The sequence below is a fragment of the Paenibacillus mesophilus genome (assembly GCF_005938385.1).
Taxonomy (GTDB): Bacteria; Bacillota; Bacilli; order Paenibacillales; family NBRC-103111; genus Paenibacillus_AB; species Paenibacillus_AB mesophilus.
This window is the reverse complement of the sequence record NZ_VCRA01000043.1, coordinates 1-25,285: the sequence shown is the minus strand read 5'-3', so window position 1 is coordinate 25,285 and position 25,285 is coordinate 1. Positions and strand designations below refer to the sequence as shown.

General features: G+C 51.5%; 21 protein-coding genes and 1 pseudogene. 10 read left to right on the top strand and 12 right to left on the bottom strand.

The window, feature by feature from the left end; translation table 11 throughout:
* Positions 1-281: 281 nt before the first annotated feature.
* Complete coding sequence (locus tag FE783_RS34910) at positions 282-1,829, top strand: multicopper oxidase family protein (RefSeq protein ID WP_138884044.1); 1,548 nt, start codon at positions 282-284, stop codon at positions 1,827-1,829.
* Between the two features lie 393 nt (positions 1,830-2,222).
* Here the strand turns inward: FE783_RS34910 and FE783_RS34905 are convergent, their stop codons facing one another.
* The 5 genes from FE783_RS34905 to FE783_RS34885 all read right to left on the bottom strand — a co-directional run bounded on the left by FE783_RS34905 (position 2,223) and on the right by FE783_RS34885 (position 9,010).
* The gene (locus FE783_RS34905; protein WP_138884026.1) at positions 2,223-2,423 is read right to left on the bottom strand and encodes a copper ion binding protein; all 201 of its coding nucleotides are present in this window, start codon (positions 2,421-2,423) and stop codon (positions 2,223-2,225) included.
* A gap of 27 nt (positions 2,424-2,450) precedes the next feature.
* Positions 2,451-2,783 (bottom strand): metal-sensitive transcriptional regulator, encoded by a 333-nt coding sequence (locus FE783_RS34900; RefSeq protein ID WP_138884025.1) that lies wholly within the window; start codon positions 2,781-2,783, stop codon positions 2,451-2,453.
* Positions 2,784-3,093: 310 nt separating this feature from the next.
* A complete protein-coding gene (locus FE783_RS34895; protein ID WP_138884024.1) occupies positions 3,094-6,072 on the bottom strand; it encodes a hypothetical protein in 2,979 nt (992 codons plus the stop codon).
* Between the two features lie 183 nt (positions 6,073-6,255).
* Positions 6,256-7,581, bottom strand: a complete 1,326-nt coding sequence (locus FE783_RS34890; RefSeq protein WP_138884023.1) for an ABC transporter substrate-binding protein — start codon at positions 7,579-7,581, stop codon at positions 6,256-6,258.
* A gap of 58 nt (positions 7,582-7,639) precedes the next feature.
* Positions 7,640-9,010, bottom strand: a complete 1,371-nt coding sequence (locus FE783_RS34885) for an extracellular solute-binding protein (protein WP_138884022.1) — start codon at positions 9,008-9,010, stop codon at positions 7,640-7,642.
* Positions 9,011-9,454: 444 nt separating this feature from the next.
* On the opposite strand from FE783_RS34885, the gene FE783_RS34880 reads away from it, so the two are divergent.
* The 5 genes from FE783_RS34880 to FE783_RS34860 all read left to right on the top strand — a co-directional run bounded on the left by FE783_RS34880 (position 9,455) and on the right by FE783_RS34860 (position 15,126).
* Entirely contained in the window at positions 9,455-10,198 is a 744-nt protein-coding gene (locus tag FE783_RS34880) for a phytanoyl-CoA dioxygenase family protein (protein WP_138884021.1), read from the top strand.
* A gap of 28 nt (positions 10,199-10,226) precedes the next feature.
* Positions 10,227-11,123: an AraC family transcriptional regulator gene (locus FE783_RS34875; protein ID WP_158302199.1), complete on the top strand. Its 897-nt coding sequence runs from the start codon at positions 10,227-10,229 to the stop codon at positions 11,121-11,123.
* Between the two features lie 49 nt (positions 11,124-11,172).
* Positions 11,173-12,042, top strand: a complete 870-nt coding sequence (locus FE783_RS34870; RefSeq protein ID WP_138884019.1) for a helix-turn-helix domain-containing protein — start codon at positions 11,173-11,175, stop codon at positions 12,040-12,042.
* Positions 12,043-12,115: 73 nt separating this feature from the next.
* A complete protein-coding gene (locus FE783_RS34865) occupies positions 12,116-13,516 on the top strand; it encodes an ADP-ribosylglycohydrolase family protein (RefSeq protein WP_138884018.1) in 1,401 nt (466 codons plus the stop codon).
* A 305-nt stretch (positions 13,517-13,821) separates the two neighbouring features.
* Positions 13,822-15,126, top strand: a complete 1,305-nt coding sequence (locus FE783_RS34860; protein ID WP_158302198.1) for an ABC transporter substrate-binding protein — start codon at positions 13,822-13,824, stop codon at positions 15,124-15,126.
* 108 nt (positions 15,127-15,234) lie between these two features.
* On the opposite strand, the gene FE783_RS34855 is transcribed toward FE783_RS34860, so the two are convergent.
* A complete protein-coding gene (locus tag FE783_RS34855; protein ID WP_158302197.1) occupies positions 15,235-15,945 on the bottom strand; it encodes a phytanoyl-CoA dioxygenase family protein in 711 nt (236 codons plus the stop codon).
* A gap of 150 nt (positions 15,946-16,095) precedes the next feature.
* Here FE783_RS34855 and FE783_RS34850 point away from each other — a divergent pair, with 150 nt between their 5' ends.
* Positions 16,096-16,950: an AraC family transcriptional regulator gene (locus FE783_RS34850; RefSeq protein WP_138884015.1), complete on the top strand. Its 855-nt coding sequence runs from the start codon at positions 16,096-16,098 to the stop codon at positions 16,948-16,950.
* Between the two features lie 37 nt (positions 16,951-16,987).
* Here FE783_RS34850 and FE783_RS34845 read toward each other — a convergent pair whose 3' ends face one another.
* Complete coding sequence (locus FE783_RS34845; protein WP_138884014.1) at positions 16,988-17,899, bottom strand: AraC family transcriptional regulator; 912 nt, start codon at positions 17,897-17,899, stop codon at positions 16,988-16,990.
* A 126-nt stretch (positions 17,900-18,025) separates the two neighbouring features.
* On the opposite strand from FE783_RS34845, the gene FE783_RS34840 reads away from it, so the two are divergent.
* On the top strand, positions 18,026-18,799 hold the full coding sequence (locus FE783_RS34840; RefSeq protein ID WP_138884013.1) for a phytanoyl-CoA dioxygenase family protein: 774 nt from the start codon (positions 18,026-18,028) through the stop codon (positions 18,797-18,799).
* 170 nt (positions 18,800-18,969) lie between these two features.
* On the opposite strand, the gene FE783_RS34835 is transcribed toward FE783_RS34840, so the two are convergent.
* Positions 18,970-20,301, bottom strand: a complete 1,332-nt coding sequence (locus tag FE783_RS34835) for an ABC transporter substrate-binding protein (RefSeq protein ID WP_138884012.1) — start codon at positions 20,299-20,301, stop codon at positions 18,970-18,972.
* 179 nt (positions 20,302-20,480) lie between these two features.
* On the bottom strand, positions 20,481-21,251 hold the full coding sequence (locus tag FE783_RS34830; protein ID WP_138884011.1) for a phytanoyl-CoA dioxygenase family protein: 771 nt from the start codon (positions 21,249-21,251) through the stop codon (positions 20,481-20,483).
* 133 nt (positions 21,252-21,384) lie between these two features.
* On the opposite strand from FE783_RS34830, the gene FE783_RS34825 reads away from it, so the two are divergent.
* Positions 21,385-22,173, top strand: coding sequence for a helix-turn-helix domain-containing protein (locus FE783_RS34825; protein WP_158302196.1), 789 nt, complete (start codon positions 21,385-21,387; stop codon positions 22,171-22,173).
* A 236-nt stretch (positions 22,174-22,409) separates the two neighbouring features.
* Complete coding sequence (locus FE783_RS34820; RefSeq protein WP_138884009.1) at positions 22,410-23,426, top strand: DUF3231 family protein; 1,017 nt, start codon at positions 22,410-22,412, stop codon at positions 23,424-23,426.
* A 453-nt stretch (positions 23,427-23,879) separates the two neighbouring features.
* Here FE783_RS34820 and FE783_RS34815 read toward each other — a convergent pair whose 3' ends face one another.
* The 3 genes and pseudogenes from FE783_RS34815 to FE783_RS38525 all read right to left on the bottom strand — a co-directional run.
* Positions 23,880-24,245 carry a DoxX family protein gene (locus tag FE783_RS34815; RefSeq protein WP_138884008.1) on the bottom strand — a complete coding sequence of 122 codons (366 nt, stop codon included), beginning with the start codon at positions 24,243-24,245 and terminating at the stop codon, positions 23,880-23,882.
* A gap of 8 nt (positions 24,246-24,253) precedes the next feature.
* Positions 24,254-24,595 carry a hypothetical protein gene (locus FE783_RS34810; RefSeq protein ID WP_238403371.1) on the bottom strand — a complete coding sequence of 114 codons (342 nt, stop codon included), beginning with the start codon at positions 24,593-24,595 and terminating at the stop codon, positions 24,254-24,256.
* Between the two features lie 470 nt (positions 24,596-25,065).
* Positions 25,066-25,285 (bottom strand): annotated as a pseudogene (locus tag FE783_RS38525) (NUDIX hydrolase); the annotation flags it as partial.

Genomic DNA, 25,285 nt, shown 5'->3' with positions numbered 1-25,285 from the left:
AATCGACCTTGTATAGGCACTGCTATATAAGAAAAACGTCTATCGACGTACTTCAAGGATGAGCGACCGCGATCTAGAGGAAGTTTTTCTTGGTAAAGAATGTCGCATTTCGCTTTAATGCTTTAGCGAACTTAAACATTCTTTATCGATAAAAAGAATGGAGGACTATTATGAAAACCAGCTGGAAAATAAAAAGCACGCTTGCAGTCGGCGCCGTAGCCGTCTTATTAACGGGTTGCTTCAATAACTCCGATAATTCCGGCAAATCCGGCAACGACTCGATGAGCGGCATGGATCACTCCAAAATGAACATGGGAGAAAAACCGGCGGCTACTCCAGAACAAAAAAATACAAATACAACCGCAAAGGTCGCGACGCTGACCGGCAAAGAAATTACGCTCACGGCCAAGGCAAGCAATCAAGAACTGGCTCCCGGAAAAACATTGCCGGTCTGGACGTTCAACAATTCCGTCCCCGGTCCGGAAATCCGAGTAAAGCAAGGAGATAGGGTTAAAGTAAATTTGAAAAATGAGTTGCCCGAACCGGTTTCTATTCATTGGCATGGCGTACCTGTTCCGAATGCAATGGATGGTATCCCCGGCGTTACGCAAAATGCGGTTCTACCGGGTAAAACATTCACTTATGAATTTAAAGCAGACGTTCCGGGAACATACTGGTATCATTCCCATCAGGATAGCGTAAATCAGTTGGACCGCGGTTTATATGGGGCGTTTATCGTGGAATCCAAGGATGCTGCCAAAGTTGACCGGGATTATACGCTCGTCCTCGACGAATGGATGAGCTCCGGGATGGACATGTCTGGGATGAATATGTCCGGGGGCAGCAACATGAATATGTCCAACATGTCGAACATGGATCACAGCAAGATGAACATGGGCAACGACAATAAGTCGATAAGTACTGGTGGAACCGAGAACAAATCCATGGACATGGAACATGATATGAGCATGTACGATTTGTTTACAATCAACGGGAAATCGGGATCGCTCGTAGACAAACTTCCCGTGAAGCAAGGGGAGAAAGTGCGAATTCGCCTGGTTAATGCCGGTTATTTGTCCCACCAAATTCATCTTCATGGACATGATTTTAAAATAACTGCCACTGACGGCCAGCCGTTGAACAACCCGGGACTTATCAAAGGTAATGTCGTCTCGATCGCACCAGGGGAACGTTACGATATCGAATTCGAAGCCAACAATCCCGGCCAGTGGTTGATCGAAGATCATGGCGACAGCGGCGCTGTCAAAGGAATGAAAGCTTCCATCGTCTATGAAGGTGCTGCCGCGGGTTCCGATAAGCCGAATGAAGCCGAAAAACTGCCGTCTGTCGATATTAGCCGATACGGTCAAGCCGGTAAAATGAACTTCACTCTGGATCAGAAATATACAATGGAATATACGATGAATTTGAACACGGAGAAGAAAGATGGCGAAACGGTCTATACGATCAATGGCAAAGCATTCCCCAATACGGAGCCGTTAAACGTCAAAAAAGGGGATACCGTTAAAGTTCGCCTTGTCAACAAATCAAAGACAGATGATCATCCGATGCATCTTCACGGGCACTTCTTCCAAGTACTCAGCAAGAACGGTAAACCGCTCGAGGGATCTCCCGTCGTCAAAGATACGCTGAATCTGAAACCAGGCGAGGAGTATGTCGTCGCTTTCCAAGCAGACAATGAAGGCAACTGGATGTTCCACTGTCACGATCTGCATCATGCGTCGGCCGGAATGGTGACCGAATTGATGTACACCGATTTCAAAACCGACTTTGTGCCGGATCCGAAAGCCGGAAACAAACCGGAATAACAATAACACCCAGGGACGGAATTGCTTCGTTCCCTTTTTTCATTGCAAACCCATACGTTTCCCGCGTTGGGAGGGAATGGGTACCCGGCTCCAACCGCTGTTGAAGTCGTGTTATCTTGATTAGACTTGGCGGTAACAACACGACTTCAAAGGCGGCCCCAGTGTGATTTTGGCGAGGTTCATGCCAAATTCACACCCAGTGTGATTTTGGCGAGGTTCATGCCAAATTCACACCCAAACTTTCCGCTTCAATACTCGGAGCTTTTGCGAAACGGCTACGGAACTGAAAGTTCCTGCGATACATGTCTATGTCAAAAAAGGGGCCTATGCCCCCTTTTTCGTACTTTGTTTTCAATTTTGTTTGAATTTGTCATACCTAAAAGCCAATTTGAGTTACACGACCGTATAACCCTGTTCTTCAATCGCTTCTTTAATGGCGTCAATCGTAAGCTTGCCTTCGTCGTAATCTACGGTGACTTTTTCACCAGCCAAATCGACTTTTCCTTTGGCTCCCAAAGTTTTAAGAGCTCCTTCAATGGAATTTACGCAGTGATTGCAGGAAATGCCTTCTACTTGGATCGTTACGTTTGTCATTTGAACATTTCTCCTTTTATGATTTGATTAATATTTGATTAACTTATTGATGGTATTTACAAACTCATCGATCACTTCGTCGTCTCCTTCTTGGATCCGCTCGACAACGCAGCTTTTGAGGTGTCCGCTTAACAGAAGCTTCCCGACACCGTTTAGAGCGGATTGGACTGCAGCGATTTGATTTAAAATATTATCGCAGTACGTATCTTTTTCGATTAATCCTTTGATACCGCGTATCTGGCCTTCGATACGATTCAATCGAACGGTCAGGTCCGCTTTAACTTTGTCGGAATGATGGCTGAGACGCTCATTATCGGACGAACAGCAGTGAACCGCGGTTTCGGTAGCCAAAGTCTCCATCGTTTTGCACCCCCTCACAAACTTAGTATACCCCCCTATAGTATATTTGTCAACAAAAAATACCCCCCTGCCCTATATAGGAAACCAAAAAAATAAAAGGACTCCGATTCCTTTTATTTTACGAATCAAGGTTAGTTTTCAATTTACTTCATCAGTTGCGACAGAGGTCCCCTTCTTTGCCAGAATTGGCGATCGACGTTTTCCGGAGTCAGGAACTTAACGGTATAACATACCTTCTCTCTGACGGCCGGTACTTGCCGTTCCACAAAGCACCGGTCGTCAGTCAGGGCGGTAATTCCGCTAAAGTTCCTTAATAGTTTGCATAATGAACATACAGGTCGATTGTGGCATACGTACCGGCGGACAAGCCGGCTGCGGTTCCCGCAAGCTTGACCTCGATCCGGCTTCCCTCGTCGAATGAGGCGGAACCGGCAATCGGCGCTACCAGCGGATTGGCGGCCGTCCCGGGACCGGCCAGTCCGCTTATCCAGACGGCCCCGTCCTTCCAAAGATCGAACGTGAAGGAGGCTGTGCCCGAAGGGGCGTTCACATGCGCGGCATATTTCGAGATACGCCCCGATTGCGCGGCCACATACGCCTGGGACGGATGCGCCTCCGCCCGCTTGAACGACGCCCCGGCCGGCGCAATCGACAAATCGGCGATATAGAAGTGGAGCGTATCGTTCGATTTGCTCGGATATACCCATCGCGTCCCATCCCATACGACCACTTGCTCAAGATCGGTATCGAAATAAGCGAAGCCTTTCTCGGAGAGGAAGCTGGCCGGCGAGGGCCGCTGCGCCGTCGTGCCTTTGCGCCTCGCCATCAAGGAGCTGTCGCTCGCGTGATGGCTTTTCAGCATCGCATAAAACTCGGGCTGTACCGGATTGCCTTGAGCCGCGAAATAATCGATCACCTGCTTCGAGAGGGACGTATTGAGATGATTGAACTGGAGCTTCTGGTTCACCTCTATAAAGCCGCAGCGGGACAACAAATCGGGACGTGACGTCCCATTCAGAACAGGCGCGTGGATCGTGCAGTTCAATAACGTCGTGCCGAGCAACGAAGTCAGCGTATACAACACTTTGCCGTCATCTACGGCGTCGGCGCGAATATCGCAGTTGTCCAGCAAGAGCCGCCCCCGCATCTGGCCGCCGCTATAATTGTCCATGCAATTGACGGTACTGCGTTGTACGGTTACGTCCGCCGCCGCTCCCTTGAAATGCCCCCAAAAATCGCCTACCTGCACAAAATCGATTTTCGGATACAGGGCGTATTCGTCTTGGTAGGGCGCGCTGCCCAGCCCGTTGAGCAAAAAATTCATATGGCTCGTCGACTCCGACGGCTGGGCCGGCACCTTCTCCCCCTCGATATTCTCGAATCGCATGTAGCAGTTGGAGGTCAATCGCTCGCTGTCCACCCCGCCGGCCTTGCCTACATGGAAGTTGAACGGATCTTGAATGTGCAAAATGCGCACGCCTTTGTCGCGCCCCGCAACCGTCACGTTCTTGAATTCGATCAGCTGCGGGAAAAATAGTCGCGCACCGGTAGCGGACACTTTCGAAAACGCGGCGATCCGCATAATCCGGCATATTCCGCTCGTGTTCGGAAGTCCCGTATAATCGAAGGCGAAATTGTCCAGCTGGATCGAACGGCCGTAGCCGATCGGATATTTGTAGTCGAAATCGGCCGGATTGAAGTCCAGCGCGATCGCTTCGTTTGCGCCGTTGTCGATCACGAGCCGACAATTCCGGATCCGGATATGACCGTCCCATTTGGCGCCGAAATCTCTTCGGAACCCGATAAACTGGTTGCCGAACCGCTTCGTATTCTCGATAATCAGCTCGCCGCCTCCGGTAAGCGTAAATCCCCGGTAGCCGATCTCGGAGTCGAAGACGTACAAATTCCAGCAATGAAAATGTACATCGACCCGGTTCAGGCGGCAATTTTCGATACGGAAATTTTTAAACAGATTGGTGCCGAATACGCCCCAGTGGTACAACGAGCCTTCCGCCGTCACATTGCGAAACGTGGCGTTCAATACCCGCGCGCCGCCGATCCCGTATGTGCCGATCAACACATACTCCGTGCCGGGGCGGTTCTGCTCGTAAGGAATCGCGCGGATGTTCTCGAGCGTTACGTCGTATACGTAGTTCAAGTAGTAGAAGCCGTAACGCGGGTCCAAGGCGATATCGCTCGCCCCTTGCTCCAGTCCGACCCACTGATTGCGGATGATGGTGCGGCTTCGTTTGACCAGGATTCCGTTATGCCAGTAAGCGCTATTGTTGTTGCCCGCGCTGTCCCCCGACAGCAGAAACGTGCCCCCGTCGATAACCAAATAGCTTTCCTCGGCGGGATACGCCTTCAAGCTCGTATAATTGCCGAACGTCCAGGCCATATCGCCGATGATCCGGCCGTGTTCTTCGACGTAAAAAAAATCTTCCTTGCTCCAGCCGGTTTGAGTCGGGTAGCCGAATCGGGCGCCGATTTTGTCGTTTGCGTCCACGATGAACACCAGACTGTTTTTGTACGCCGCAAGCTCGGGACAGAGTGTCGTTCCCGGACGCATTTTGGCCAGAAAAGCGGCCTTCGTCGGCGCATCGAATACGATATCGACCGGGGCTTGGCGGCTGAGGACATGAAATCGCGCATTCGTCTTCGAATTGAAGCTTTCGGCGATATGGAACTTCGTATGCCCCCAGCTCACATTCGTCTGGACGACGATCCCATTCGTCTCCCTGATCCAATATTCGCCCGATTCGTCGACGATGGGCAAGCCGCGTCCGTTCGCATAGGCATGCGCCTTTTTGATCTGCACCCCGTCATCGTTGACGCCGTCGCAGACCGCGCCGAATTGCTTGTAACGGATGCCGCCCCTCGCGAGCAAAATCGCTTGCAGACCGTTCTGCAAGGCGATGACGCCGCCTCCGTCATCCGTGAGAGTCCCCGCCTGAACGATGTAATCCGCCGCGCCGCCGTCGCCGGGGACATAATACCCTGCCGTATGGACGAGAGCGCCCGCAGCCAGTTTTGTATCCGCCTTCATATCGTTGACGGACGCATATCCGCGGCAGCAGCTTGTCAACGAAGAACCTCCTCCGTAGGTCGCTTCCGCGATCGATTGTCCCCAGCCCGATTCAAGCAGCAGGGATGAGCCCGCCAGAGCCGCCCCCCCGCCTCCCAAAGCGGCCAGAAGCTTGCGCCGGCTAAGCGCCGACGGGCGGCGCAAGCTCTCATTGTTGCCGCTAAGCTCGATGCCGTCGTCATTGTCGCGATCCATACTCATCATTAGTCCCTCCCGATGCGGACCGGGCAGCCCGTTTCAAACAGCCCGGCCTCGCTTTTATGTCCTATAGGTTCGCAGTTGGTCACGTCCTTGATGAATGATATACGTTCCGTACCGGTACTTTCCATCCTGTGCCTGTTCATTCCGAACCCCGTAAATCCCGGGTATCGGCCCCTTTGTCCGGCCTTATTTGTTCTTCTCCTGCTCGAGCAGCTTTTTCAAGCTTTCTTCGACATCTCTGAGCGCGGTGTTTACATCTTTTTTGCCCTGGGCAAACGGAATGAATTGCTGGTACAGCACCGAGGTTTGCGAGCTGCCGTTAACGTCCGCCAGCTCCGGCTTGCGCTTCGGCGTCGGCGCCGACGGCTCGTAATAGCTGATCGCCTTCATATTTTTGCTCCCGTACACCGGATGCCCTTTGCCGAGCGCATCGCGAACTTCCTTCTTGACCAGCGTCGTCGGGATGCCTTTCTTCGAGTCCTCCAGCTGCACTTCGTCCGACAGCATCTCCATAATGACCCGGAACGCCTCTTCCTTATGCTTGCTCTGCCGCGTAATCGACCAATACGCTGGCCCCCGCTGACCGGTTCGTTTCGGCGCGCCCGCCATCGTCGGCTGGGAGACGATGTCCCAATCGATCTCCGGGGGGATGACCAGATAAATGTTGTGCTGGTTCGCCTGCATGGCGATCCGGCCGTTGCCGAAGGCGTTGTTCTCCGCGTTCATCGTGCTCTCGATCGTATTGCTCGGCAAATCGTAGAACCGCTTGTAGTTGTTGAAGATCGTCTTCCATTTCTCCATATCGGCCAGCTTGTCGGCGCTCGGGTCCAGAACCGGCAGCGAGAACGGATTGTCGCGCAAAATGCTGTTGAAATTGGCGCTGAAGCCGCGGTATACAACGCCTCCCTCGGTTCTGCTCATCTTCTTGGCGATCTCGTATACTTCATCCCAGGTCATGCCGTCCTTCGGATAAGGAACGCCGAATTTGTCGAACAAGCTTTTATTGTAATACAGCACCGTCGGAAAATAAGGCGGCACGGGCAATCCGTAGATCGCTCCCGTCCTTCCGGCATCGACCATCTCCTGGGTAAAGGAGGGATCGAACCGGGTCATGTCATACTTGTTCGCTTTAATCAATTCGGCCAGATCGTAGCCGAGCTGCAGATCGAGATAACTTGATTTCAGCGTCGGAATATCGGTGCGGATCAAATCCGGGATCGTCCCGGCCGAGACAAGCTCCGTGAGCGAATTGCCCTTCGTGTTCGTCTGGTAGTTGATCGTAATGTGCGGAAACTTGCTCTTGAGCACGCCCCGAAAGCGGCTGTCGAATTCCTCCGCGCTGACGCCCGCCGCATAAACGAGCAGCTCGATCGGCTCCTTCGGCTTATCTTGAACTTTCGCGGCATTCGGGCCGTCCCCGGACGACGGAGCTTGCGCGCCCCCACCCCCGCAAGCGCTCGTATAAGCTGCTGTCGCGGCCAGCATTGCCGCGATCCAAGCCTTCCTGTTCATCTCTGTTTTCCCCCTATTGCTATGAATTTGAAGCGTTTTCAAAGAAGATTGCGCCCGTTCAAGGAACGGACAATTCCCGGCAAATCCGGTCGCACAGCTCGTCTTCGTCGATAAGATTGGCCCAGTACGCTTTAACCAGGTAGCTGAGCTTCTTGTAAGCCGAGATCGGAATGTTCAAATCGCCATGCGTGCGGTATGAAAACATCATTTCCCGGTACATCATATACCGATCCGGCACGCGCAAGCCTTTCGGCGCCGGGCCGTCGCTCACGCTTTGCAAGGTCGGGAGGCTGAACGTATGGTCCCGGATATGGCTCTGCGCGCGGCTTGCACTCAAATAGTCGGCCAGCAGCTCGGCTTCCTCCGGATGGGCGGTGCGGTTGTTGATGCCGACGCCTTCCGCAATAGTCAACGTGATCGGCTGTCCGATATACGGAATCGGAGACACATCGTATTCCAGATCGGCGTGCTTCCATTCGTTTATGCCCATGTACGTATTCAGCACCATCGACAGCTTGCCTTCGACAAACATTCGGATAATATCGCCGTCATTCTCGGAGATGAACAGCGGAAACATATCCCCGTTGCGAATAATGCTCTTGCACAGCTTCAACGCGGACAGCAGACCGGAGTGGCGAATATTCCGGACCGCCCCGTCCTCCCGGACGAACACTTCGCCGCTTTGCAGCAGAAAGATCGGCCAACGGTTAATATTGGCGATATAGAAGCAGAAGCCGAATCGACCGCTGCCGTTGGTCAGACGTACGGCGCTGCGAACGAGATCGTCCCAAGTCCAGCTGCCGTCCGGCTCGGGCATTCCCTCATCGCGAAAATGGCGTTTGTTGTAGCAAAGCACCACCGGAGAATACAGGATCGGCCGTACGTACAACTGGCCGTCTTGCATAAACGGTCCGGTCAAAAACGGAGATACGCCCGATTTCGCCGCCAGAGGCCGCAGCAGCGAATGCCGGCCGCTCTCGGCCATATAGCCGAAATGCTCGTTGTTTACCATGATCAGATCGAAATGGTCGGCCCATTCCGCGCTTGTTTCGACCGATCTCTGCTCCGAATGGGGCCGTGCGGTTACGGTGATCCAGGAATAGCGTCGCTGAAAGTCCGCCAGCAGCCCGGCCAGATCCATATTGTTCAAATCTTTCTTGTAATAGCCGAGCGTCAGCGAGACCGGCGGGCGGGCCGCCTTCACTCTGCTGCCGACTCGGGGAATTTTCTCGATCAGCCCTTCGTCGACAAGGATGTCCAGCCCTTTGCGTACGGACTTGTTGCTCATCCCGAACCGCTCGGCCTGTGCCGGCTCAGAGGGAAGCAATTGCCCCGGCCGGTACGTGCCGTCCGCTATCTCCTCCCGCAGCGTACGCACCATGTGCTCCAGCTCTTGGCGAAATTGTTCGTTGGTCGGTTTTGTCTTCATGGTTCAGCTCTCCTTGAGGTCGTCATACCCCCATTGTACCACGCTTCCCGCATCAATCACCCCGCTTATGTAGTGTACATAATTTACGTTATTAATGTACACTAATGTTTTATTTTGGTAAATAACCTGTTGTGAACATTATAAGTTCGCGAATTTATCGTTGTCAATCGTTATTATGTACACCAGTTCATCTATATTACGTACACTAGATCGAAGGTCGATCAGAAGTACGCCAACTCCTAGCCATACAGCTTCAGAGAACGAAAAAGTTCTACAAATACTCATCTGCGTTGCAACAAACAAATGGGTGAGATCTGCATTATCAAATTGGTAGTGAACATCTGAAGATATGCTAAGTTTCCCGGATGGAATGATGAGCGCCTTCTCCACTCGATTTGCTACAGTAGAGCTGTACCTATAATCGATTGCCGGAGGCGAATTTTCATGCAGAAAAATACAAGCTTGCTATCACCGGAGGATACGGCCTATTATAGTCGTAACGGATATTTATTGTACAAAAAGCCGCTTTTTTCCGAACAAAAGTTGAATCGGTTGACGGACATTTTCGAGGAGCAGCTGGCGTTGAAGGGCCAGAAGCTTTCGGACGAGTTGGACACCCCGCATTTCCGCGATGAACGGCTGTTGGAGTTTTTACTTGCGGATGAGGTGCTGGATCTGGTGGAGCCAATCCTCGGTCCGAACATCGGGTTGTGGTCGAGCCATTTCATCTGCAAAGATCCGGTGGTGGGTCGCGCCACGCCATGGCACGAGGATTCGGCCTACTGGAAAGGCCGCGTGAGCAGCTTCGACAGCATCGTGACGGTCTGGCTGGCCATTGACCGCAGCAACCAGGAGAACGGCTGCATGCGCGTCATCCCCGGCACTCATCATAACGGGTTTTCCGAGTATGAGGAAGTGGACAAGAGCAAGAACTTGTTCCGGTCGCAAGTGAAAAATATCGACGACTCGCAAGCCGTCTATTTTGAACTCGAGCGGGGCGAATGCTCGCTGCACGACAGCCGGATCATCCACGGCGCGAAGGCCAATACGAGCCCTCACCGCAGGTGCGGCTATACGATGCGCTATTTCTCTACGGAAGCGCGCGTCATTCCGGAGCGCAATCAGAATCACAAAGTATGGCTTGCCCGAGGTCGGGATGTGGCGGGAAGCCGATTCGAGAACGTATAAACACCGGGAAGCGGAAAGGAATGAACCGATGAAGCGAGAGAGCGGGTCACAGCCTAGGCGTCTGTTGAATGAGCAGTATATGCAGCTTAACCGTTCCTTCAATTTCTTTGTGCAGCGGCTAAAGCAGCCGTCTCCGCTTCATTGGCACGAATTTTATGAGATGTGCGTCATCACGGAAGGGACAGGAATGAATGTGTTGAACGGAGTGGCCCATCCACTGGAGAGAGGCAGTTTGTTCCTGCTTACCCCGGCGGATTTCCACGAAGTATACCCGGATCCGGATTCCGTTCTGCATGTGTACAACGTGATCTTCTCGGAAGAAATGCTGGTCGGCGAGCTGCGCGAATTGCTGCTTTACGGGAATGCAAGTCGAATGATCCGTCTGGATCAAGAGGCGCTTCTGCGAGTGGAGCAGGAGTATTTGGTTATCGACCGGGAAATGCGGGAACCGAAGACCGCCCAGCGGCTTATGGTGAAAGGAGCGCTCGAACGCATTCTGATCGAGCTGCTGCGGCAGCGGGAGATCGGTTCGGTCGATAGGGGCTTACTGGGGGATGCGGCTGCGACATCGAGCCATGACGCAGTTGCAAGCGCCCTTCTTTTCATTCATCATCATTTCCGAGAGCCGCTGAGCTTGCAGGACGCCGCTCGCGAGGCGAATCTCGCTCCCGGCTACTTTAGCACATGCTTCCGGCAGACGACGGGCATTACGTTCCAGCACTACCTGCAAAACTTGCGGATTGAATTCGGGGCCGCGCTCCTGCTTGCCTCCGAGCGGCCGGTAACCGATATTTGCTACGCTTCCGGTTTTCGCACCTTGACCCACTTCGAGCGGGTGTTCAGGAACAAATACGGCTGTTCTCCCCGACAGTACCAGCAGCAAGGACCGTGGAATGCGAAGGGTCAAAGGCCGCATCAACCCTAAGCGCCGGACCTCTCGATTCTAGAAAAAAATACGTTATTCGAGGTTTCCCATGAGACTTACTATTACTTATGAGAACAACATTCCGATTAACGCTTTCCGCTGGACGCCCAACAAAAAGTTGGAACCGCTTCATTATCATTCAAGTCTGGAAATCGGCCTCTGCATTTCCGGTAGCGGCGTTTTTTATTTCGGTGAGAAGCAGTACCGGGTCGCAACCGGCGATATTTTCATAGTCAATAACAAGGAACTCCATATTGCCAAATCGGATGAATGCAATCCCAGCACCTATATATTCATCAATTTCGATCCGCGTTTGTTACTCGAAGAGGAAGAATCGTTGCTGCTGCCATTCGCTTATAATTCGGATCATTTCGACAATCGCATTACTTCGGCTTCGCCCCTGGCCGAACCGCTCGGTGCATTAATTGAGGAAATATGGTACGAGCTCGACGCCAAACAGGAAGGCTACATCAGTATGGCCAAAAGCGCCCTACTTGAGCTATGCGTGCTGCTTCTGCGTCATTATTCGACCGGTATGTCGAAGATCGAGTGGAAACGGATGACCGATACGTTTCGACGGATGCGTCCGGCTTTGACGATCGTTGAAGATCGCTTCCGGGAGCCGCTCGAGCTGACGGACATAGCGGAAGCTCTCCTCCTTAGTCCTTCCCGGGCCAGCCATCTATTCCAGCAGGAGCTGGGGCGCAGTTTTAAAGATTATTTGCTGCATCTGCGAATCAACGAAGCGAAACGGCTTCTGATCAGTACGAGCCTTAGCGCTGCAGACGTTTGTTTCGGGAGCGGCTTTCAGAGCATCCCTTCCTTCTACCGTCTTTTCAAATCCATCGTAGGGCTTTCTCCACTCGATTATCGTAACAAATTTTCATTGCACGCAATTATTGAGAATACAAAACAATAGCTGAGTAGATGACTCGCCTGTGCCCCAGCTATAATGAACCTGAAACGGAATTCATTCGAGGGAGGTCATTCCTATGGCGGGGTGGACATCGCTAGATGAACTGGTAAAAAAGGAAGTCGTGCAAAGAAGTCAGGAAGGCTGCGAAGTAGACGGCTATGCGGAGAAGGTCGCGGCGGCAGGAACGGATGAAGCTCGGCTGATGTCGCTCTACAACGAAATGATAGCGCTTCCGATTCGAAGCGATTTTCCTTATGAGGAGCCTTCGGAGCTTGCCGATATTCGCGCACTGCGGCCTGACGGTCCGCGCAAGCTGAGCGATTCGCTGGATGAAGCGGGGTGGCAGGACAAATTTTATGGCGCATGGCTCGGCCGCAGCGCCGGCTGCGCCCTGGGCAAACCTCTGGAGGCTTGGCCCTACATGGGCGGGACAGAAAACAATCCGGGATGGCGCAACGTACAGCTTTGGTTCGAAGGGGCCGATGCCTGGCCGATTCGCGGCTATACTCCGATCGAATCCCGCGCGGAGAAGGAGCATGGCTTGTCGCTCGCCTCTGCGAGTATGAGAAGCACTAGGGAAAAGATCCGCTTTATGGAAACGGACGACGATATACGCTATACCGTACTCGGACTGATTATGCTGGAAGAGAAAGGGCTTAACTTCGATTCGTTCGACATCGGGAAATTATGGCACAGACGGCTCGCCTACAGACAAGTTTGCACGGCCGAGACGCAAGCTTATATGAATTTCACACATGCGACTTCTCATCAAAAGGGACAAAGACCGGACGACTGGGACACCCGCAAAGATTGGGTACGCACGTATTTGAATCCGTACCGCGAATGGATCGGAGCGCAAATTCGCGCCGACGGCTTCGCTTACGGCGCAGCCGGCAACCCTGAGCTCGCTGCCGAGCTTGCTTGGCGCGACGCTTCCTTCTCGCACGTCAAGAACGGCATATACGGTGAAATGTTCTGTGCGGCCATGATCGCAGCCGCTTTTGTCGAAAGCGATCCGGAGCGTATCGTGCGCATCGGGTTAAGCGAAATTCCGCGCAATTGCAGACTTGCGCACGATATCGAGCAAGCGATATCGATAGCGAAGGAAGCGAAGGACCAAGTACAGCTTGTCGACCGCATTTGGGAAGCATTCAAGCACTATCACCCGGTGCATACGAACAACAACGCCGCTCTTGTAGCCGCCTCCATCATTTTCTCCAAGGGTGACTTCGAGACCGCCATCGCCACTTCCGTGCTCGGCGGCTGGGATACCGACTGCAACGGAGCAACCGTAGGCTCCATTATGGGCGCTACGCTTGGCGCAAGCAAGCTGCCTGCAAACTGGACGCAACCGTTGAACGATACACTATACGCGGATATGATCGGTTTCCACCCGATCTCCATCTCGGAATGCGCCAAGCGTACTTATGAGGTGTTTCGCAGCATCCGTGCTTCCTTGGCCGTCAGCAGCGCGTAATTTCGGCAGAGCGTACGAAAATATGAGTATGCCAAGCGGCGATACGGAACGAACGCCGCTTGGCAAACTTGATTGGATCCTTTCACGTTCGGCAAATTTCGCTACATGAGAACACCCTCCAAGACTGTCGTTTCCGAGGCCACGGTGATGGCTTAGTTGCGCACCTCGATTTTTCGCCTGTTTGCTCGCAATCCGCAATGCTCCATAACGTAAATCATCCAGTCCAAGCAAGGAATGCTGATTTTGTCGCCGATTCGCTCGTTTCTTCATGCAGTAGAACTTTTGACTGTCAAGGAGGGTTATATTTGGCTAAAATAAACAAGACTCAAACCATTATGATTAGCGCTGTATTCATGTCCTTGCTTGCAAGCGGCTGCAGCGGTATGAAAGCCGGAGGGGCCGAACAGAAGGAGAAAGAGAAGGAGGCTCTTGCGACTAACAACGCTCCGGTAACGCTGCGGTTCGCATACCCTTTCAATTGGGTACTGGAATCCGAGTTCAAGCAATATATCGAGGAGCCGGTCAAAAAACGTTATCCGAATATTTCGTTTGAAGTATACAATCTGGCTGCTAAAGGCCAATCGCTGGATGAGCTCTTAGCTGCCGGCACGATTCCTGATATGGTGATGACGGCTTCTCCCCTCATGGAACGGTTCACGGGCAGAGGATTGGACGAAAACATCGAGCCGTTGATCAAAAAATTCCGTTTCGATCTTACCAAATTGAATAAGGTCGCGGTGGATGGGGTGAAAATCGTCAGTCAGACGGATTATTTGATCGGACTCCCGTGGACGATGCACTTTTATGCTAACTACTATAACAAAACGATCTTCGATAAGTTCGGCGTAGAATACCCCCGCAACGGCATGACATGGGATGAAACATACGAGCTTGGCAAGAAGCTTACCCGCAACGATGGCGGCATTCAATACCGCGGACTTGAGCCGGACGGACCGGTCCGGATCGGATCGATATTGTCGCTTCCTTACGTCGATCCGAAAACGAATAAGGCTGTAGTGAATACGGACGGCTGGAAAAAAGTGTTCGATTTGCTTAAGAAAATATACGAAATCCCCGGAAACGGAGAAGTGAAGCTTAACGCGGCCGGCCAATTCGCCAATGACGGAATTTTGGCGATGTATCCCTCGCTGAACTTGCTGTCCAACTTGAAGGATGCAAAACAAGTGAACTGGGATATCGTACAATATCCTCAGTTCAAAGAGCTGCCGAATACGGGCATGCAGGTAGACGAGTACGTGATTCACATTACGAAGCAGAGCAAATATAAAGATCAGGCGTTCCAAGTGTTGGCCACCATGCTGTCCGAAGAAGTACAAAAAGATCTTGCCCGCATCGGCCGCGTCCCGGTCATGACCGGCAAAGACATTGAGGAAGAGTTCGGGAAAAATCTGGATTACGCGAAAGGGAAAAACCTGAAAAACGCTTTCTTGGCCCAGCCTGCCAAACCTTTCGTTGTAACGAAGCATGACGCCAAAGCCAGAACGATCATGATCGAAGCCATGAATGCGATGGTGAAAGGTCAAAAAGATATGAACACCGCTTTGCGCGAAGCCGAAGAAAGCATCAATACCTACATCGCAACTCAATAAACGAAAGTCATCGGTAACAAATAAACCTCTCCAAGACGTTTTGAAAGCGCTTTACGGAAAGACTAAAGACAGTTGGTATACGTGCAGTACGTACACCAACTGTCTTGTTTAACGTTTCAGCGCAGACAGCAGCTCGCGGTCCGTCAGCAGTTTGCCCGTTTCCGCATATCGGCAAGCAGACGATGCAACCTGGAAAGCATAGGCTCTTCTCGGCTTGTCGGTATGATTCGTTTTGCTGTGATGCAGCGTCTCTCTATGAAAAATAACGGCATCTCCGGGCGCCATCGGCTTGCATGGCATTCCATTCTCAGGGTCTGCAGCTCGTCGATGTTTAGCGCCGGCCTCGTTCATATTCGCTTGACGGCCTAAGCGATGGGAACGCGGCGCAAGCCACAAGCCTGCATTTTCTTGCGTAATCGTATCGAGCGCTATAAACCCGTTGAGCATATGACCTAAAATGTGCGTATACATGTTGTCTTGGTGCCAAGCCAATCCTTCCCCATGCGGATGCACTACGGCATACATCCCCATCCATAGCCTTACTTCGTCGCCAAGTATTTTCTCATAAATATCGATCAAGGCTGCGGATGAAAGCATGCTTGCCGTTTCCGGGAACTGCGCGGCGCTTTTGTCAAAATGAATGAAGCCATTGGATTTCCATTCCCCGCTTTCGGATTTGCTCACGAAATCCGCCTGCTCCAGGTTGATTTTTTGTACCGTTTCAGGAGTAATCAATCCCGGCGCATAGAAATAGCCCTCGCGATAAAACTCTTCGATCATCTGCTCCGTTAGTACAAAATTAGAAATGGCTTGTGACAACAGGTTCTCCTCCTTATGCGTTATGACTTCAATGTACTGCATGCCCGACGGAAAAACTGCTCGAAAGCAACCAATAAATTGTATTTTTGTTCATAAGGAGCTAGGATACAATTAGTAACCTAACGATGAGGGGATTTCACGGAGGATTCTATGTATTATGATGATGTCCGACTGGAACGTGAATTGAACTTCGTGCAAAAGATAGGAGCTTTAACCGAGCATGACATGCACCTGCACGACGCTTTGGAAGTGAGCATATTACTGGAGAACGACGCAAAATACCGTCTTGTTGACCGCGACTATTACGGGAAGCCTGGAGACGTTTTTGTGTTCCGTCCCTTTGAACCGCACTATAATCTTGCGCAAAGCACGGAAAAACCGGTGAAATGGATTATGCTGCTGTTTTCCCCGTCAATCGTTAAGTTCATTCCGGAAGGAAGTAAATTGCTCCAGCCGTTTTATACGGCCGCCGGCCGCTTCTCCCCGTTAATACCGGCACAATCGCCATTTGCCGGCTTGATTCATGCAGCTGCAAAGCAAGCGGTCGCTGAGGAGGAACAGAAGCTTCCCGGATGGCAGGCCAAGCAATATTTGTACTTTGTCGATATTCTCGTTTCGATTTTCCGTTATTATTTAGAAGGTTTTCGGGATGTTTCCTCTTTGGAGAGAAAGCCGAATGAGGCGATGATTCGAGTCATCGAATTCGTTCTGTCTCATTTTACGGAAGAGATCGAAATGGATCAATTGATCGTCATGTCGAATATGCGGAAAACGATGTTTTTCAAACAATTTAAAGAGCTTACGAGTCTCTCTCCTAATGAGTTTATTAGTCGGCTTCGGCTGCAATCGGCCCTTTATTATTTGGATCATACCGACAAATCGATTACCGAAATCGCTTATGAATGCGGCTTCCACTCCTTAAGCTATTTCAATAAGCAATTCAAGCAGTTTAGGGGCATAGCTCCGAGAGAACATCGGGCCAAGTTAAAAGTACGTTATGAATAAGGAGCTGCTTTGATGGCAGCTCCATTCTTTATTTCCGTCAATGCCCCGGCCCGGAGCCTGCGCGCAGCGAGGCGCGATAGCCACTCGGGGTTGTGCCCATCTTTTTGCGAAACACCCGATAAAAGAAGCTGACGTCCTCGAAGCCGACCTCTTGGGCGATGACGATCGTTTTATGATCGGTTTGCGCCAGCAAGCCGCAGGCCGCTTCGATTTGTGCTTCGTGCTTGAACTCGAGAAACGTCTTGCCCGTGTGCGCTTTGAACTTGTGCGAGAACGAGGTGACGCTCATGCCGCACAGCCGGCTGATCTGCTCGAGCGCGAGCGGCTTGTCGAAGTTTTCCTTGATGAGCAGAACAACCGCTTCCATCCACTGCCGGTCGGTCGGCTCCGCGACAGTGACGGTGTCCGGCGCGCATTGCCGGCTTAAGACGACCATGCATTCGATCATCCTCGCCTTTACGACAAGCTGGTAGCCCGGCTCCTTCCGCTTCGTCTCCTGCAGCAGCGTCTCCAAATGATTTTCCAATTGCAGGCGCTGCTTGCCCTCGACGTGCAGGTGGGGCCGGAATACGGACGATTTGCGCAAAAAAGGCGATAAATATAAAAACTCCAGCATCGGCACGACGTCTTCCATCGTGGCCAGCTCGCGGTACAGCAAATTCCGGTCGAACAGCACGTTGTACACGACCGTTCTGCGGTCGGGCGCCCCCTTGTAGCTGTGAGGCGCGCCGGGCTCGATGACGAACAAATCGCCCTGCCGCAGCGTATACAGGTGGCCGCCCATTTCGTGAAGCGCTCCGCCCTCCAGCACGTATACGAGCTCGACGAAATCGTGCGCATGCCGCTCGATCATCTGCCCGGCGACAATATTGTACTTGTTCGTAAAAAACGGAAACTCTTCGCGGAAATAGCCCGCTCCCCGGCTTATTTTCACTTCATGCTCCGTCATTCCGCTTCGCCCCGCCTTCCGCCGCGCTTTGCAAGATCGTTCAATGCGTTGGCAAAATAAGCCACGATTCGCCGCGCCCCGTCTTTTATAATCAATGTCATAACAGAAAAAGGAGCTGAAGTAAACATGTTTGAGGTATCCCAGGACAAGATCGACTTTTACCGCGAGAACGGCTTCGTGCAATTCGACGACGTCGTGACGCCCGGGAAGCTGGAGGAGCTGAGAGAAGCGGTAGGCGACGTGATGGCGGCGGACAGCGAGCGGTCGACAGGCCAATCGCCGAACGGCGCCTATTATAAAGTGCTGAACCAAAAGGTCAACGCATGGCGGGATTCGGCTGCGGTAGCGAAATTTACGCTTCATCCGCGGTTTGCGGAAATCGCCCGCCGGTTGAGCGGTGCGGACGGCATCCGGCTGTTCCACGACCACGCGTTATGGAAAATGCCGGGGGATTCTAAGCCGACCCCGTGGCATCAGGATATGCCGTACTGGCCGATGAACGAGCCCGGAGCACTGTCGATTTGGCTGACGCTTGACGATGTCGACGAGAATAACGGCTGCATGATGTTCGTGCCGGGCTCGCACAAAGTCGGCAAGCTGGCCGGCATCAACCTGGTGGAGCCGCAAAATTTGTTCGATTACGCGAAAGGAACGGGCATCGATCAGACGAAGCCGGTTATCGTGCGCATGAAGGCGGGCAGCGCGACCTTCCATCACGGGTTGACGTTCCATTACGCGCACGCGAACGGCACCGACAAGCCGAGACGGGTGCTTGCCGTCATCTACATGCCGGACGGGACGACGTTCTCGGGCCGCCAGCATATTGTGACGGTCGACACGGCTTTTCGCGAGGGCGATTTGCTGAAGGGGAGAATGTTTCCGGTTTTGGCCAAGCGGTAACGAAGCAGGTCATACGCGGCCTCAATCCATGTTTTTTCAACAAGCGGTCAATATGCGCTCGTCCCGGGCCAACTCGGCGAATACCGGAGAAATGTCGACCAACGGGTCGAATTTCTCCGCTGTGTTCACCCCGTTCATGGAGCGAGCGCTTACCCCCATACTCCGAACGACTATTTCGATTTCTCTTCGGCAATCATTTTGGTCATATTTTCGTCGATGGTGCGGAAGGCGGTGTTCAAATCCATTTCGCCTTTGGCGATATTCGGGACGTATTTGTTGTAGATCGGTTGCGCCTTGGAATCGTATTTTGTCTTATCCGGCATCGGCGAAAATTTCCGGCTCAGTATCGACTGAAAATTTTTGCCCTGGTACTTGCTCTTCGTGCCGAACGCTTTCTGTACGCTCTCTTTTTGCAGCACGGGGATGACGGCCCGCTCCGACAAGCTAAGCTGCTCCTGCTCGCTCAGCATATGCTGGAGCACCTGGAACGCTTCGTCCTTGAACTTGCTCGTCGACGTAATGCCGAACAGCGTCGGGTAAGGCTGCGGCGCCTTGCCGGGCGCTTCCTTGTATGTCGGATACGTGACCATGTCCCAGTTCATTGCGGTCATGTCCAGATTGAGAAACAGATTGGCGAGCCCCTCGGTCATGGCGATGTTTTTGTTTTGTACGAACTGCGTCGGCCCGAGCGCCGTTCCGCCGGTCGTTTTGTACGCTTCGACGATAATCTCGAATATCGATTTCCATCTCGGATCGGTCAGAATGGTCGCCTTCTCCGTCTTGCGATCGACATAAGGAACCGACTGCGGATTCAGGCTGAAATTGTGCGTGATCGAGGTTCCGAGTCCGAAATAAGGCTGGCCGCCGTCGGTCCGGTACATCCGTTTCGCCAGTTCGATCACCTGGTCCCAGGTCATGTGATCCTTCGGATAAGGGACGCCGAACTTGTCGAACAAGTCTTTGTTATAATAAAGAGCGGCCGTATTGATAACGAGTGGAAGCGCATACATTTTACCTCCCGACAAAGACCGTACCGCATCGATCGACGAAGGCTCCAGTGTGCTTAAATCCAGTCCGTGCTTTTTGATCAAATCGCTCATATCGTACTCCAGCTTGTACTCCTGCATCTGCTGGATCGTGACGTCGACCGCTTGCCAAAATACGTCGATCTGCTGTCCGGCGGCCATCAAATCCGCGAGACCGGCCCCTTGGCCCGATTGGATGTATTCGATCGTATAGTTCGGAAATTTTTTGCGCATGGCGCCGCCGAATCGCTCGTTGAACGCCTCCTGCGTCCAGCCTGCGGTAGAGTAAAACACAAGCTTGACCGGCCCTTTGTTTGCGTTCTGTTCGGCGCTCTTGTCTCCTCCTCCTGTATTTGCGGCGTCTTTGCCGCCGCCTGAGCTTCCGCATGCCGCGAGAAGCAAAGACATGATGCCGCCTGCAAGCCACAGCATGTACTTCTTTGTCGTCCTCATCTTGCCCCGATCGAGAGCTTTCACTGAGCAACCCCTCCTTCATTTTGATTCGATTGATCTGTTGTTTCCTTCTCATCATACAATTGCCGCGGGACAGCGAACATTCATAAAATCCGCAAAGTGCATATACTTTTTTGTAACACGTAAAAAAAAGAAAAAACCGGCACGTTTCGCCGGTTTTCGCTGAGCGGCCATATTGGCCGTTACAAAAAATAATTTTGCTTGATGACGTCGCCCGTTTTGTGTCTCGAGCCGTAGCGGACGAAATGCTGGTAATGCGCCTTGTACAGCTGCCCGTTTTTGGACGGGGTATACGTCAAATAAAGCTGCGTACGGCTGTAATCGGCCGTATTCGGGCCGCTGCGGTGCGGGGCGAGGGAATGGAATAGGATGATGTCGCCGGGAGCTGTCTCGACCAACTCTCCTTTGCCAAGGTCGATCTCGGCGATTTCCGCATCGTTCATATTGCGCAGCTCCCCGGGAGTGGAGCGGAACCGGTCGTGGTAGCCCGGGAACAGCTCAAGCCCGCCGTTCTCGCGGGATGCTCCGTCGACTGCGACCATGACCGATATGAGTCCTTCGTACGGGAAGCCTTGCCAGTAGGCGGCGTCCTGGTGCATCGTATAGCCGCTCATGCCGGGAAGCTTGAATATAAGCTTGTCTTTGAACAGTAACGGCTCGTCAAGGTAGATGTCGCGCAGAGGGGTCAAGATGCGCTCATCCTTCGCCAGCTCGTGAAACACCGGGGAAATATCGATCAGCGGGTCGAATTTCTCGACCGTATTCGTATCGCCGATTTTCCGGAAGCCGACCCGGACATTAAGCGGGTTTATCATTTTCTCGTCCAGGCTGAGCAGTCTGTTGCCTTCGGCTCGCCACAGCTGCGTCTCCTCGCGGGTGAACTGACTGCGGAGAACGAGATACCCCTTTTGCTTGAATTCGTCCAACTGCGCGTACGATAAAATGCTGCTCATTTCGGAAGACTCCTTCACTTTTTTGTTTGTTATTTTCTTTCTTATCCGTATCGTATATCTTTATAATTATAAAGAACATGCACCCAATTGCTGTTTTTCTTATACTTTTTTGCAGGACAAGGAGGGATCGCCGTTGCATAGTGCAAGAACGATTCTGGTGGAGACGAAACTGATCTCCTATTCGTATTCCTATAACCGGGCAAGCTTTAGGCTGCCGGAGGAAACGTACGTAGGCTGGGCGATCATTGCAAGTGAGAAAGGCGCGTTCGAGTACGCCGTCGGCGACGAAGCCGGGGAAGCGAAAGCCGGCGAAGCCGTACTGTGCCCGCCCGGCGTCCCGTTCCACCGCCGAACGCTCGGGCTGTTGGACTTCCATTATGTGCAGTTTCATTTGCGCGCGTTATCGCCCGACGGGCCGATCGAGTTTCCGTACCTCGGCAAAATCGTTTTTCGCGATACGAGCCGGCTGTTGTCCACTTTGGCGGCGCTGCGCGAAGCGCGGGAGCATGTATCGCAGCATTATGTGGAGCATCTCGTAGCCGACATGTTGTATCAGTATATCGGGGAGCGCGCGACGATCCGCAGGGAGAGAAAGCCGAGGGACAGCGCAATTCAGGAGGCCGTGCGCTACGTAAACGAGCATGCGTACGAGGACATTTCCATGCAGCTTGTCGCCTCCCGCGTCGGATTGAGCCAGTCCCAGTTCACCCGTAAATTCCAGAAGGAGCTCGGCATCTCTCCCGTCAAATATTGGACAAGCGTCCGGCTGCGCAAAGTGAAGCAGCTACTGGCGGAAACGGATGAGCCGCTCGAGACGATCGCCGAGCTGTGTGGATATCAGAACGCTTTTTATTTGAGCCGGGTGTTTTCCAAGGAAATGGACATCACCCCTTCGGAGTACAGGCGGTCGCATCGTGTCTGATCGCGAAGCTCAGCTTCCCCCGATCTCTATTTTCGCTTTAATTTTGGAGCATTTTTGCCGCTCTTTGCAGATTGTGGGTCAGGATTCCAATAAAATTGCTGTACCAGCCGATCGCTTAAAATGCATCGAACATCGTGTGTCTCACTCGGATGTCTTTGCATATTACATACCGGATTTGTGAATATTAGTTAGGAAGTAATCCATTTATACTACACTGTAAAAGCGAGGAACCTGAAATGAAAGCGATCAAGATCGACAATATAACCGAGAAGCTGTCCGCCATCGAAATCGGCAAGCTGTGGGCAACATATATGGGGAATAGCATGGCGAAGTGCGTTTTAACTCACTTTCTCAAGCATACAGAAGAACCGAGGATTTTAGAGGTTGTACAGTACGCCTATGAATCGACCGACCGCTTCACAAAAGCCATCAAGGCTATATTCGAGGAAGAAAAATATCCGGTACCGATCGGATTAACGGATCAGGATGTCAATCCAAAGGCTCCGCGCCTGTTTCAGGACGAGTTCTACCTTCATTATTTGAGGTATATTGCCAAGGCGGGTATCGGTCTTTATGGTACGGCCGTCCCGATCTTAGTAAGGTCGGACGTTCGAAGACTTTTTACGGATTGTCTTAACACATCAATCGAATTGGTGAATATGACCAACGATGTGTTGATAAGCAAAGGACTGATTGCAAAACCGCCTTCTCTTCCGATACCGGAACAGGTCCGCTTTATCAAAAAACAGAGTTACATGGGTAACTTCTTCAACAACACAAGACCTTTGCAAGCTTTGGAGATTACGCATCTTTATGATAGCGCGGAAAATAACGCAACCAGTAAAGGCGTTTTAATCGGTTTCATCCAGACTGCCCAACTTGAGGATGTTAAGAACTTTTTTGAAAAAGGCATTGACATTACGACCAAGCATTATGATGTATGCAGCAAAATTCTCGAGGAAGAAAACCTTCCCTCTCCTCCTGTTTTCGACCATCTCGTTACGAAATCTACGATTCCGACCTTTTCCGACAAACTGATGACTTTCCACAAACTCGATATGTTTTCAATGCGGATCAGAACCTACGGCAACTCATTATCTTTGTGCGCGAGAAAGGACTTGAGTGCCAAATATGGCCGATTTATACTGGATGTGGGAGAATACGCCGAGGAGGGTGCCACGCTCATGTTCACGCATGAATGGATGGAAGAACCGCCACAAGCGGTAGACCGGGAAGCATTGGCTTCAAAGTAAAACTAATATGTTACATTCCGTCAAGCGTCCGCGAAAGCGCGGACCTTTTTGCATTTTATCCGATTGATTCAGGGGACTCCTTGCTATTGGAAGGCAAATTTGCTCAAATCCCCCCCTCAAAAACAAAAAACCAGTCAGATCAAGGGATTGATCTAACTGGCCCAAAATAGGGTCTGCTTTATACCTATAAAAAGTTCTCATTCATTGCCAAACTTCGTCTTATTGTAACCATTACTCACACTCACCACATGTGCGTAATGGTTGCAATTGAGACTAAAATCGAGCCAAATCGGCCGATCTAATGGCTACGATTGAGACTTTGTGCGAGTTCATTTGAGACTTTCTGTAATTATTATACCTACAACTGAGACTTTCAAAAGTACTGAAATAAATGATATGACTGAACTAACGTACCCTTTAGTTCAAGCATGAAATGCTTCTGATCTGTGAAAGTCAGTGAACCTCGAGTTTGCGATTCGGTGAGCGTGTTGCCCAAGATACTACAATCAGTACAAGAAAGACTAATGGCGAAGCAATTTGTACGAAGCTGTCTCCTGCGTAGGCATGAGATGCTGAAGCGGCAACGAGGTCGATAACAAACCCCGCGTACGCCCATTCTTTCAGGCGCGGGAAGCGAGGTATGACAATTGCGATTGTGCCGAGGATTCTTCCAATCCCGAGAAACGTTAAAATGTAGACTGGATAACCGAGATGCTTCATTTCCTCTACCTGATGCTCTCCGTGGGTGATGAAAAGGATGCCGCCAAGAAATAAAAGCCCTGCAGCTAATATGGTGCTTCCCCAGTATGTTGTTTTCATTGTTTCCCTTATGCTTGTTTCGTTATGATGTCGATATTGGCTTGAATGTCCGCTCGCAAGAATACTTTTGCTTCTTCGTTTCCTGTCAGCTGCAGCAGAATCGGTTCGTCTGTGTTGCTGGCAATGACCGAAAACGTAAGGAACGGACAGCATTTTCGCTCCATGCCTACCCATTCATTAATGAGCCGCAGCGTTTCCGCATCTCCTGGAAACCCATATTGGTATCCGTTTTCAAGCTCCGTAATGCCGAGCTTTCTTGCTTGGAGCTCTCCCCAAATGCTTTTGTACTCCACCCGCTGTTCTTTCGTGAACACGCTGTGGCAGCAAGCTACAGGTATCTCTTTACTCATGTTCTCTTCTCCCTTCACTTCGTCTCGCAGGAATTGCAGTTGCATACCCGTATGGCATCGACCAAGCAAATACGATATACATTAGGATTCGATTTCCCAGAAACGAAATAATGGTTCCTAAAAATGCAGGCAAAATCAACATAAAAAAAGTAATCAGAACAGTTTCATTACTCGCAGATGTATTTGAATATGGATTCCAATACAAATATATGGCACACAGAATTATGCATCCAATTGAAGCAATTACACCATAGAAGGAGTATTTCGATTTCAATGGAAAACCTCCGATTGGTGGTTAATTGTGCTATCGTACCCGTTAGCCAACCATGCCCCTGACGGGGCACCACAGAGATATGAAAATGGGGGCTAGACGTTTTATACCCGTTACTTCAACAAACGAAAAAAGAGCTGCAGCCTAGGAGCCCCTCCACTATCGTACCTTGTAATAAAGTTCACATGTTGTTAATTTACTAGTTCTGATTACGAAGTTCCTCAGCTAGCATATACAGTTCGGCTAAATCGGGTCTTTCCTTTTGTTTAAATTTCTCCGCTGCTTCCCCTACGGACATTATTTCTACCGCGACAACTTTCTCCCCATCGTCGGGAATCAGGGGGTTCGAACTAACTTCTACATTTCCATATCCAACAAGACGGAAAAATTCCGGGTGCGGCAGATGAGGTTTGTATGCC

Excerpts from the sequence above, each read along its gene's own strand:
- FE783_RS34910 (WP_138884044.1), top strand. The coding sequence starts at position 282 with ATGAGCGGCATGGATCACTCCAAAATGAACATGGGAGAAAAACCGGCG.
- FE783_RS34905 (WP_138884026.1), bottom strand. The coding sequence starts at position 2,423 with ATGACAAACGTAACGATCCAAGTAGAAGGCATTTCCTGCAATCACTGC.
- FE783_RS34900 (WP_138884025.1), bottom strand. The coding sequence starts at position 2,783 with ATGGAGACTTTGGCTACCGAAACCGCGGTTCACTGCTGTTCGTCCGAT.
- FE783_RS34895 (WP_138884024.1), bottom strand. The coding sequence starts at position 6,072 with ATGATGAGTATGGATCGCGACAATGACGACGGCATCGAGCTTAGCGGC.
- FE783_RS34890 (WP_138884023.1), bottom strand. The coding sequence starts at position 7,581 with ATGAACAGGAAGGCTTGGATCGCGGCAATGCTGGCCGCGACAGCAGCT.
- FE783_RS34885 (WP_138884022.1), bottom strand. The coding sequence starts at position 9,010 with ATGAAGACAAAACCGACCAACGAACAATTTCGCCAAGAGCTGGAGCAC.
- FE783_RS34880 (WP_138884021.1), top strand. The coding sequence starts at position 9,455 with ATGCAGAAAAATACAAGCTTGCTATCACCGGAGGATACGGCCTATTAT.
- FE783_RS34875 (WP_158302199.1), top strand. The coding sequence starts at position 10,227 with ATGAAGCGAGAGAGCGGGTCACAGCCTAGGCGTCTGTTGAATGAGCAG.
- FE783_RS34870 (WP_138884019.1), top strand. The coding sequence starts at position 11,173 with ATGAGACTTACTATTACTTATGAGAACAACATTCCGATTAACGCTTTC.
- FE783_RS34865 (WP_138884018.1), top strand. The coding sequence starts at position 12,116 with ATGGCGGGGTGGACATCGCTAGATGAACTGGTAAAAAAGGAAGTCGTG.
- FE783_RS34850 (WP_138884015.1), top strand. The coding sequence starts at position 16,096 with ATGTATTATGATGATGTCCGACTGGAACGTGAATTGAACTTCGTGCAA.
- FE783_RS34845 (WP_138884014.1), bottom strand. The coding sequence starts at position 17,899 with ATGACGGAGCATGAAGTGAAAATAAGCCGGGGAGCGGGCTATTTCCGC.
- FE783_RS34840 (WP_138884013.1), top strand. The coding sequence starts at position 18,026 with ATGTTTGAGGTATCCCAGGACAAGATCGACTTTTACCGCGAGAACGGC.
- FE783_RS34830 (WP_138884011.1), bottom strand. The coding sequence starts at position 21,251 with ATGAGCAGCATTTTATCGTACGCGCAGTTGGACGAATTCAAGCAAAAG.
- FE783_RS34820 (WP_138884009.1), top strand. The coding sequence starts at position 22,410 with ATGAAAGCGATCAAGATCGACAATATAACCGAGAAGCTGTCCGCCATC.
- FE783_RS34815 (WP_138884008.1), bottom strand. The coding sequence starts at position 24,245 with ATGAAAACAACATACTGGGGAAGCACCATATTAGCTGCAGGGCTTTTA.
- FE783_RS34810 (WP_238403371.1), bottom strand. The coding sequence starts at position 24,595 with ATGAGTAAAGAGATACCTGTAGCTTGCTGCCACAGCGTGTTCACGAAA.